The sequence below is a fragment of the Afipia sp. 1NLS2 genome (assembly GCF_000178995.1).
In the GTDB taxonomy this organism is placed as follows: Bacteria; Pseudomonadota; Alphaproteobacteria; order Rhizobiales; family Xanthobacteraceae; genus Afipia.
This window is the reverse complement of record NZ_ADVZ01000001.1, coordinates 1251381-1261050: the sequence shown is the minus strand read 5'-3', so window position 1 is coordinate 1261050 and position 9670 is coordinate 1251381. Positions and strand designations below refer to the sequence as shown.

The 9670-nt window shown below is 59.0% G+C and carries 13 protein-coding genes; 9 read left to right on the top strand and 4 right to left on the bottom strand.

Going from position 1 to position 9670, the window contains the following annotated elements:
• The first annotated feature begins 18 nt into the window (after positions 1–18).
• The 3 genes from AFIDRAFT_RS06195 to AFIDRAFT_RS06185 are packed head-to-tail and all read left to right on the top strand — an operon-like array spanning position 19 to position 2613.
• Positions 19–984, top strand: a complete 966-nt coding sequence (locus AFIDRAFT_RS06195) for an ABC transporter substrate-binding protein (protein ID WP_002718143.1) — start codon at positions 19–21, stop codon at positions 982–984.
• Complete coding sequence (locus AFIDRAFT_RS06190; RefSeq protein ID WP_244597787.1) at positions 968–1828, top strand: ABC transporter permease; 861 nt, start codon at positions 968–970, stop codon at positions 1826–1828. The genes AFIDRAFT_RS06195 and AFIDRAFT_RS06190 overlap by 17 nt, the downstream gene beginning before the upstream one ends.
• Positions 1828–2613, top strand: a complete 786-nt coding sequence (locus AFIDRAFT_RS06185; RefSeq protein WP_002718145.1) for an ABC transporter ATP-binding protein — start codon at positions 1828–1830, stop codon at positions 2611–2613. Before AFIDRAFT_RS06190 ends, AFIDRAFT_RS06185 begins: the two co-directional genes overlap by 1 nt.
• A gap of 270 nt (positions 2614–2883) precedes the next feature.
• Here the strand turns inward: AFIDRAFT_RS06185 and AFIDRAFT_RS06180 are convergent, their stop codons facing one another.
• Together AFIDRAFT_RS06180 and AFIDRAFT_RS06175 are read right to left on the bottom strand one after the other, a co-directional pair.
• Positions 2884–3165: a hypothetical protein gene (locus tag AFIDRAFT_RS06180; RefSeq protein ID WP_040297853.1), complete on the bottom strand. Its 282-nt coding sequence runs from the start codon at positions 3163–3165 to the stop codon at positions 2884–2886.
• 468 nt (positions 3166–3633) lie between these two features.
• Entirely contained in the window at positions 3634–4233 is a 600-nt protein-coding gene (locus AFIDRAFT_RS06175) for an MFS transporter (protein ID WP_002718146.1), read from the bottom strand.
• Between the two features lie 251 nt (positions 4234–4484).
• On the opposite strand from AFIDRAFT_RS06175, the gene AFIDRAFT_RS20180 reads away from it, so the two are divergent.
• Together AFIDRAFT_RS20180 and AFIDRAFT_RS20510 are read left to right on the top strand one after the other, a co-directional pair.
• The gene (locus tag AFIDRAFT_RS20180) at positions 4485–4712 is read left to right on the top strand and encodes a hypothetical protein (RefSeq protein ID WP_002718147.1); all 228 of its coding nucleotides are present in this window, start codon (positions 4485–4487) and stop codon (positions 4710–4712) included.
• Positions 4648–5055: an OsmC family protein gene (locus tag AFIDRAFT_RS20510; protein ID WP_430642169.1), complete on the top strand. Its 408-nt coding sequence runs from the start codon at positions 4648–4650 to the stop codon at positions 5053–5055. The genes AFIDRAFT_RS20180 and AFIDRAFT_RS20510 overlap by 65 nt, the downstream gene beginning before the upstream one ends.
• Here the strand turns inward: AFIDRAFT_RS20510 and AFIDRAFT_RS06165 are convergent.
• Both AFIDRAFT_RS06165 and AFIDRAFT_RS06160 read right to left on the bottom strand, forming a co-directional pair.
• Positions 4979–5341, bottom strand: a complete 363-nt coding sequence (locus AFIDRAFT_RS06165) for a DUF488 domain-containing protein (RefSeq protein WP_002718148.1) — start codon at positions 5339–5341, stop codon at positions 4979–4981. The two genes, AFIDRAFT_RS20510 and AFIDRAFT_RS06165, sit on opposite strands and share 77 nt — an antisense overlap.
• A gap of 39 nt (positions 5342–5380) precedes the next feature.
• Positions 5381–5926, bottom strand: a complete 546-nt coding sequence (locus AFIDRAFT_RS06160; RefSeq protein WP_002718149.1) for a carboxymuconolactone decarboxylase family protein — start codon at positions 5924–5926, stop codon at positions 5381–5383.
• 115 nt (positions 5927–6041) lie between these two features.
• Between AFIDRAFT_RS06160 and AFIDRAFT_RS06155 the strand changes: the two genes are divergently transcribed.
• From AFIDRAFT_RS06155 to AFIDRAFT_RS06140, 4 genes are all read left to right on the top strand, one after another.
• The gene (locus AFIDRAFT_RS06155; RefSeq protein WP_002718150.1) at positions 6042–6989 is read left to right on the top strand and encodes a LysR family transcriptional regulator; all 948 of its coding nucleotides are present in this window, start codon (positions 6042–6044) and stop codon (positions 6987–6989) included.
• A gap of 128 nt (positions 6990–7117) precedes the next feature.
• Entirely contained in the window at positions 7118–7771 is a 654-nt protein-coding gene (locus tag AFIDRAFT_RS06150; protein ID WP_244597791.1) for a peroxiredoxin-like family protein, read from the top strand.
• Between the two features lie 172 nt (positions 7772–7943).
• On the top strand, positions 7944–8879 hold the full coding sequence (locus AFIDRAFT_RS06145; protein ID WP_002718152.1) for a LysR family transcriptional regulator: 936 nt from the start codon (positions 7944–7946) through the stop codon (positions 8877–8879).
• Positions 8876–9607, top strand: coding sequence for a peroxiredoxin-like family protein (locus AFIDRAFT_RS06140; protein ID WP_002718153.1), 732 nt, complete (start codon positions 8876–8878; stop codon positions 9605–9607). Before AFIDRAFT_RS06145 ends, AFIDRAFT_RS06140 begins: the two co-directional genes overlap by 4 nt.
• Positions 9608–9670: the final 63 nt, after the last annotated feature.

Here is a 9670-nt window from a genome sequence, read left to right as displayed (position 1 = left end):
CAAGCGAAAGGCCAACTGATGACTTTTCCAAAGTACGCTCGTGCGATTCTTGCCGCAGCTTTTGTGTTCTCCGTTGGAACGGCAAAGGCGGATTTGGTCAAGCTGACGATCCCTACGTTGCCTGCACCTTCGCTCGGTGCCTTTATGGGCCCGGTGATCAAGGCACAGAAGTTTGACGAGCAAAACGGGCTCGATCTTACCTTCCAGCAGAAGCCAACCGCGACCTATAGAACCGACTTCGCGGCTGGTACGGACCAACTGGGAGGGAGTGGGACGTTGCTGGCCGACGCTGCGCTGCTGAGAGATAAGGGGCTCAAAGTCACCTATCTCTTTAATGTCTTCGATTTCTGGGCCACTGTGGTGGTGCCGGAGGAGAGCAGCATTCGCGCTATCACCGATCTGAAGGGAAAGACGCTTACCGCGTCCCTACCCACCGCAAATTTTCCGATGTTTCGTTATCTGGCGAAGCTCGGCGGTCTTGACGTGAATTCCGTGCAGCTCCGCAATGCGGATTCGTCATCGTTGGTACCGACGGCGAAAAGCAAGCGTTCGGATGCCGTTCAACTGTGGGAGCCGGCCTACACCATTCTTACCTACGGCAATCATGATTTCCGTAGCATCGACGTAATGTCGCGGTGGAAGGAAAAAACGAACGAGAATGCCTTTCCTTATCTTGGCATCGCCGCCCACGAAGCCTGGGTCGATCAGAACAAAGCCGTCATTCCGAAGCTGTTTGCCACCTATCAAAAAGCGGCAGAGTTCATCAAAAGTCACCCCAAAGAGGCGTCTGCATTGATTGCAAAGAGCCTCAAGGTCAGCGCCCCGGTTATCGAGGATTTGCTTTCATCCGATCGGCTCCGCTTGAACCTGTATTGGGCCTCCGACAACAAGCACGCAGCTGATGAAGTCTTTAACGCCGCGATTAGCGAAGGTTATCTGAAAACCAAACCCACTGACGGCATCTTGTATGACCCCCGAAACTGATGACGTGCACCAGGAGGTCGATATCATGCACGGTAAGATAACCGGCTCAGTTGCCATACAGCCAGTTGAGCGAAGGACTCTGTGGTCGCGACTGGCCCAGCATCGACCCGCGATCATTGATCTTATTGCGGTCGCTGCCCTGTGGCAGATTTCTACCCATTACTTCTCCCCTGCCATCGTGCCGCCGCTCAAGGATATCGGCGATGCGATCTGGAAGATATTTTCCCAAGGGGACAACCTTGTCAGTCTTCTGGCAACGTCACTGCGTGTTGTTGCCGGTCTGACCATCTCCTTCGTCCTAGGAGCGGCGTTGGGAGTAACAATGGGACTCTTTAGCGGCATCAGAACCTATGCGCGGCCGTTGCTGCATATGATTCAAGGTGTGCCAGCACTATCCTGGGTCGTGTTTGCCGTGATCTGGTTTGCGCAGGTTGAAATTCGCATTGCCTTCATTCTGATTATCGGCACGCTCCCGGCCTTTGCTCTGTATATCGACAGTGCGGTCAAATCGGTGAATCTGGATCTGATCCATTTGGGTCAGGCGCTCCGTGCCAATCGTCTTCAGATTTTGACCAAAATCATCATGCCGGCGATCGTTCCTGAGATCATGAGCGCGTGGACAGTGAATCTGGGTAATGCGGTTCGCGTCGCCGTGATCGCCGAATTGATCGGGTCTACCACGGGTGTTGGCTTCCAGCTACTGCAAGCACAGGCCGTATTCGATATGGCGGGAGCCGTGGCCTGGACGCTCAGCCTCGTCGCCGTGTTGTTCGTCTATCAGGGCATTATCAGTCTGGTCGAAAGCCGCCTGCTTGCCTGGCGTCCGCGAAGCGAGGTGGCGTGATGACTGAGAATCCAATCGTTGCATTTTCCGGCGTAACAAAGACCTTCGTCAAAGATGGTGTGTCGTTCACAGCATGTTCCGATTTGTCTTTTACAGTTCAGCCCGGAGAGGTAGTTGCCATCGTCGGTGAAACTGGCTGTGGAAAGTCGACCGCCTTGTCGTTGTTGCTCGGCCTTCAGGAACCCAGTCGCGGCTCGGTACAAGTTCTCGCGATCGATCCATTCAAGGAATTCCATGCCTTGAAGGGCAGGCTCGGTATTATCTTCCAGAATGATCGTCTGCTTCCGTGGCGCACAGCGATCGAGAATGTCGCATTCGGAATGGAAATTCTGCATATCTCGAAGTCCGAGCGTATACAAAGTGCCATGCACTGGCTTGCCCGCGTCGGACTGGAGAGGTTTGCAAATTCGTATCCGCACCAATTATCAGGCGGCATGCGCCAGCGTGTATCGATTGCAAGGACATTTGCACTCAATTCGCCCCTCTTGCTTGCGGATGAAGCGTTTTCAGCGCTCGATGAAATTACTGCGACCGCGCTTCGTAATGATTTGCTGAACATGATCGGGGAAGAGAAAAAGACGACGATCTTCATCACTCACTCTGTCACTGAAGCTGCCGAGTTGGCCGAACGAATTTTGGTATTTGGGAGACCGGGGCGGGTTCTTTCAGAGATTAGAGCCAAAGACTTGATTGCCCACGGTGGAACACATGCCGATGTTGCCTCCGAAATTCGTGAAAGCATGAAATCCGCCAGATCTACGTCGGCTCATTCTATGACATCGTAGTCGGCAATTCATTGCTCTAACACTTCGGCAATTATCAGCTGGGCCTTTCCAGTGCGCCGACTGACCGGCTTCTCAGAGTAAGCTCATCAGTTACCTCTGTGCGAATGACAGATATCGACCCGAAGACGACATCCATTCTTCAAATTGCGGACGGCAGCTCTGCGCCACAAAGCGGACTTTCTAGCACGCGGCGGTGAGGGGCCGCTTGGCGCCCTCCTTATTGCCGTCCCGAGACGTTTCCTCCGGTTCAGATAGCTGTTTTTTCATCCATCAGCAACGCTCGGCGGAAATGTCGGATCGGTGTTGGTCACTTTCGGCCAGACCGCCAAGAGTCTGATGCCAACCAGCTTGGGAAACATGATCTTCAAGTGCTTCCCGCGTCTCGCGCAGAAAACTGACGACCTGGGACGCTGGCGAATTACTCCACCCGCTTTCAAGAGCTGGCATCTTGGCGAGTTCGGCACGCGTCAGATCCGAGAAGTCGATATCATCGAGTTCGTCTTTCGCGTCGATTGTCGGGAGTTGCACCTCGATCGTTTGTTCGAACGTCACCTGGAGATTAATCGGCCGCTTCTCCGCTTTGCTCGACGGCGACAGAATGGGGGATGATTTGCGGTCTCGAACCTACCTTCTTAGGAGGAATGGTCCCGATGTACTGCTCAGAAAGTACTCGCTGCCTCGGCGATGGCACGCCTCAATCCGGCATCGGACATCGTGGTGACTTTCCCACCGGAGCCGAGCGCAAAAGTTGCGGCAATGCCTCGAAAGCTTCATCGACTTCAATTCGATCCCAGACAGTGTCCGTATTAATCACACGCGGTGAAGGCATCCGACCGTCCTTGACCATATCGTCGAAAAGGGAAGGGGATACGCAGAACAACGAAGAAGTCTTCTTCGTCGAACAGGTGCACATGATAGATCGGCAAGGTTAGTTCGTCCGCGTTTAAGGATCGGCTCAACTCGTCGGGCATCGGTCATGATGGGCGACCTCTGCGCCGTCGTCCGCTGGGACGGGCAGGCTCAGCTTGCCTGACGTTTGGGAGGATCACTTCCAAGGCACGCGATTGCCATCAACGCGGTGGCCACGGCAAGAGCTGCTGCGGTCCACATCACGCGCCCGTACGTCTGGACAACTGCGACCGACGCGACATTCGAGGCGGAGGTCCCGCCGAAGGCTAATCCGAGGGCTGCGACCGCAAGGAGGCCGCCAAGACGCGCGGCTACGTTGTTCATGCCGGACGCCGATCCGCCCAGATCGCTCGGCGCGGCGTCCAAGACTGCGGTTGTAAGCGGCGCCACACGCGCCGTCTTACCTATCCCTGTCAAGACAAGGCCAGGTAGGAACCCGAGCCAGTACTCCGGTCGCGCGGCGGACAATGCGAATACGACGTAGCCGGAGGCAGTGATCACGCCTCCTGCCGCAGGCATCGTGCGGTTCCCGAGGCGTTGCGCAAGACCTCCAGCCGCACGCGAGCCAGCGGCCATGATTACGGAAAATGGCAGGAATGCTGCTCCTGCCGCAGCGGCAGAATAGTTGTGCGTGTAAATCAGCACGAAAGGCAGGCGAAAGAGCGCGCCCATCAGTACCACGCAGACGCCAAGGGCGGCGAGACCCTCCACGCCTGACACGGCTCCGTCAGCAAGGCCCGACCATTTGTGAGTTCGACCGAGCGTTCACCCAGACGCGAGCCGTGGAGGGGCCAGGGTCACCCTCGCGAGACGGTAGCGACGACATACGATCAAGGAGCCCCGGCGAAATGACGAGCGGCGTCACGGAGGCTCCCGCAAAGTGCCGTGTAAACTGATCGACTGCCGCGACCTGCTCTGACGAGCCAGCCAAGAGCTCTGTCAAAGTCTGAAAGGAAAGCACGATGATAAATTCGAACAATGATGGCGCTCCCCGCCCACATGCTGAGGTGGCCGACGATCTTGACGGCGCTGGCAGGCTCAACGGCCGTGCCGGCGGATCGGTGTTCTCGATCGGCGGCCCTGACGGCAAGGGGGGGCACGGCGGCGGGGGCGAATCCCTACGAGTTGCTGAGCGCTTCGCTCGCTGCGTGCACGGCAATGACGATACGGTTTCAGGCGCGAAGGCGTAAGTTCCCGCTTTCTCATGTCGAGGTCGCTGTGTCCTATCACCACGGAGCGGACGGCGGCCGGGACTCGTTCGAGCGCTCCATCAGGCTCGAAGGAAAGCTGCGCGATGAGGAGCGGGCCCAACTGATGCAGGCCGCGGACATGTGTCCCGTCGGACGAATGCTGGGCCTCAGCGCTGACATCCGTACGAACGACAAAATCAGCGGTGGGCGAGCGGCAAGATATGAAGACGACTTGAGCGAGCTTCAATCCCGAACATCGACCCCGACTAGTATGCCGCGAGATAGTCTGCGAGCGCCACTGCGTTGTTACGTTCCGTGTCGTGTGCACCGAAGAGCAACGTGACTTTGCCAGCTGATATAAGATCCGTCAGCTCTTCAACCGCGACTTGATTGGCGCGGAGTTCTTCAAAGTATCGATTGTGAAATTCGCGCCAGCGTTTCGGGTCATGGCCAAACCAGGTCCTGAGGCCGGCGCTCGGGGCGATGTCCTTTAGCCACACGTCGACGCTGGCATGCTCCTTCGTAAGCCCGCGCGGCCAGATGCGGTCGACGAGTACTCTCATGCCGTCGGAGGCCTCGGGCTGCTCGTAGACGCGTTTCACACCAGGCCGCATTGACCGTCGAGACATTGAATTCTCCAGCTCTCCCCTCCAAGGAGGGCACTTCCGTTAGGCTTCCTTGGCGGGACTGACCGCAGGAAAATCGATCGGGGTCTGGATCGCGTTGTTCATGAAATTGGTCAACAGGAACTGAGCAGTCAGCGCGATCATCTCGACGATGTTGGCGTCGGTCCACCCGCCGTCTTTGACCGCTGCGAACTGGGCGTCGGTGACTTTGCCGCGCGTCTCGATAAGCGCCTTCGCGAAGGCGACCGCAGCCTGGCGCTTGGGGTTGCTGGAGAGGCCCTGCCGGTTCAGGTCGATTTCCTCCGGAGGGATCTTTGCCATGTTCGTCGAGACGTAGCTGTGCGCGGCAAGGCAGTAGTCGCAACCATTAGCCTCCGAGACTGCGAGCGCAATCCCCTCCCTGGTCTTCAGGTCGAGGGTCTTCGACACCGGCCCCATCAGGCCAGCCCAACCGCCGAGGGCGTTCGGACTGATTGACATCAAGCGATAATGATTCGGCACGAAGCCGAGCATCTTGTTGATGTTGTCGAGAATTGCTTGGGATTCCGCGGGCGCGTCGTCGCGCCCCGGGATATCGATGCGGGACATGTTCCTCTCCATTGCACGCCGGCCAGCTTGGTCTTTGAACCACACTGATAGCCCCTATCGTTCGGCGGCATAATCCGATAACCGTGAGAAACGACCTCTCGGAATGTGAGAGAAGATGGACCGGCTTGAAGCAATGTCGATTTTGGTAGCGTCGGCCGAGGCCGGCAGCTTTTCCGCGGCCGGGCGGCAGCTTGGCGTTCCCCTACCAACCGTCAGTCGGAAGGTCGCTGAACTGGAGGCACACCTCAACACCCGGCTACTGGTCCGATCGACTCGGAAACTGTCACTGACCCAAGCGGGTCTCGCCTACATTGCCGCCTGCAAACGCATCCTGGAACAAGTTGACGAGGCGGAATCTCAGGCCTCCGGGGAGTACACTGTCCCGCGCGGCATCCTTACGATGACGGCGCCGATTGTCTTCGGACGGCTCCATGTCATACCGGTCGTGAACGAGTTCCTCGCGAGCTTCGCACAGATCAGTGTTCAGCTGATGCTCTCCGATCACACCGTAAACATTGTCGACGAGCACATCGACCTGGCCGTCCGCATCGGCATGTTACCGGATAGCACGCTCATCGCGACGAAGGTGGGCGAGATCCGGCCCGTAGTGTGCGGCAGCCCTGAGTATTTCGCCGCTCATGGCGTCCCAAAGACGCCCGGTGACCTGGCCGACCACATGTGCGTGACTTACACAGCTCTGGCGTCTGGGATGACGTGGATCTTCAATCCGCGTGGCAAGGCGCCGAAGAGCGTGCGTCCCTACTGCCGGCTGAAGATCAATACCGCCGAGGCCGCCATCGACGCGGCGATCGCCAGCGTCGGCGTCACGAACGTGCTCTCCTACCAGGTCGCCCGGGCGGTAGCTGCGGGGAAGCTCAAGCTGATCCTGGAGGACTACGAGCCCGATCCGATCCCGGTGCACCTGGTGCACACGGGACAGGCGATCCTGCCTCTCAAGCTCCGACGTTTTATGGAGTTCGCCGCGTCCCGGCTGCGAAAGTCGCTGGCGGCTGACCTAGCCAAGGTCTCTGCGCCAAAATCCGGCCCAAAACCGAAGAAGTAGCTATCTCACCCGAGGCAACCACTCATGCAGGACAAGAATAACTCAAACTTTCGCGGCAAGACTACCGGAGCCACACTACATAAGCGATTATGCTAGCGGCAAATCGGGCCGCGCGCGACGGGCGGAAAATGTCACTCCAAGACAAATTGGACGCTGTCAAAGCCGAGGATTTGGCCAAGACCCCGCCGAACGTGACGCTGGTTCGCCAACGGGCGGTGGAAGCGCTTGTCACATCCGGGTTGGGAGAGCGCGCCGCGCAGGCCGGGGAGCAAGCCCCTCCGTTCCGGCTACATGACGGGCGCGGCCGGGCGTTCTCGTCGCGTGAGGCGCTGCGTCGCGGCCCCATAGTCGTCGTGTTCTACAGGGGGAGATGGTGCCCCTACTGCACCGTCGACCTTCGCGCGATCGAATTGGCCTCTCACGATATACGTAGCTTCGGCGCTTCGCTGGTCGTCGTCTCGCAGCAGACGGCTGACAACAGCCTTGAGACGCAGAGGCGCAATGAGCTTTCATTCGCCAGCTTGGTGGACGCCGGAGGCAAGGTCGCGCACACTTTTGGCCTGCGTTGGAAAGCCTCCGACGAACTGCGCGCCGTCGAAGAGGTATGCGGCATGGATCTCGCGAGTTTCAATGGTGATCCGAGCTGGACGTTGACCATGCCGGCCCGGTACATCGTGGCGCCCGACGGGATGATCGAGTACGCCGACATCAGCGTCGACTACACGCGGCGCGGCGACCCGTCCGAACTGCTTCCGGTCCTCGCCCACCTCGCCAAGCACTAGCGCGCTCTCAGGCTCCAGAAAGCGTGTCCAGGCGTCCAAACCAATAGACCGGGCCATTCCAACGTGTGCACGCAAGTGGCATCCATGCGCCATGGTTATGGCGTGTCCCGTCACGCCGTCGAGCACAAAGGCTCGTCAGTATAGACAGCCGCAACTTGACGGAGAACAACACATGGAGCTTCATCAGGCTCGCTACTTCCTCGCCGTCGCATCCACGCTCAACTTCACGCGCGCGGCCGAACAGTGCAACGTCACGCAGCCTGCCCTGACCAAAGGGGTACAGAAGCTCGAGCAGGAACTCGGCGGCCAGTTGATCTACCGCGAGCGCCAGCTGACGCAGCTTACCGACCTCGGGAAGGAAGTCCTTCCGATGTTGGAACGTACTTTGACCTCGGCCGAGGCGGTGCGTCGCAGAGCCCAGGAGTTCCAACGAAAGGAGGTCGCGCCACTGAAAATCGGCCTCGCCCCCTCCATCTCGGCCTCACTCGTCCTCGACCCGATCGCCGAGATTGCAAAGTTCGTCCCTGGACTTCGCGTCGAGCTACGCGAGGGTACAGCGGAGGAACTCGTCGACCTCTTGCTTGAGGGAAAGATAAACGCCGCAATGGTCGGGGACGTGCAGGACATCCCCCCCCGCATTGACGACTGGTCGCTGTTCGAGGAACGTTACGTCGCGTTTCTCTCGCCGACACACCAACTCGCAAGCCGTCCCTCGATCCGCATCGACGACCTCCGCGAAACCATCTTGCTCGAACGTGCCGGATGCGATGTCGCCCTTAAGATTCAACGATCGTATTTCCCCGAGGAACCGGCCAACCACGGCCACTGCAGCGCTCACGAACTGCACTTGCAGCACATGGCCGCGGCTGGCTTCGGCGTGATGCTCGCGCCCGAGCACATGCCGTGCCTTTCGGCGCTCAAGACCATTCCGCTTGAAGGCGACCCGGTTTGGCGGGAGGTCCACCTCCTGACTGTGCAGGGGCGACGCTACTCGCCGGCGCTGGATGCTTTCGTCAAGGTCGCACGGCTTCGCGACTGGTCGATCGACGTCTCCCATCGCGGCATGCCCCACGCAACGCTTCCGGAAGCGGCAGGCGTGCTGGCATGACCGCGACACGCACGCCGCCGACCAACCACTTCAAGCCAATCGATCCGCAGTCTGACGCCCCATCGATGCCAAACCAGACCGACAAGACACTTGCCCAGATTCGCTCGGAGCTGTTGGCGACGTTCAGCGCCGCAGACTGGGAGTCATACAATCACCTCGTAGGGTGGCTTCGCGATACAGACGTGGCATCGCACGCGTTGAAGGTCGGAGACACCGCGCCCGACTTCGTCTTGCCGGACGCGAACGGCCGTCTCCACTCCTCCGAGCAACTACGCCGCGACGGTCCCCTCGTCCTGAGTTTCATCCGAGGCGGCTGGTGTCCGTTCTGCACCGCAGAGCTATGTGCACTTCAGGCCGCAAAGGATGAATTCGAGAGTCTCGGCGCAACGCTCGCGGTCCTGACACCGGAGACGAGGCAATTCCCGCGGCACCTCAAGCAACGCTTGGGGCTGGACCTGACGGTACTCTCCGACGTCGACTACGGCGTTGCGGTGTCGTATGGCATTTTATTCCGGGTGCCCGACGAGACCAAAGCGCACTATTCTGCTCTAGGTTTCGACCTCGGGGCGCGGCACGGGTCACCGGACTGGATGCTGCCCATTCCCGCAACTTACGTGATCGACACGGAAGGCCGGATCCGCAGCGTGTTTGTCGAACCCGACTTCACGATACGGGAGGAACCGGGGCAAATCTTGGCCTCACTGCGCCGGACTGTTTCCACCTGCTAGCCTGACGGGGCCGGCCATCCAGCATCAAGACCTCGTAATCGCAGACTGCGCGGGATAAAGAAC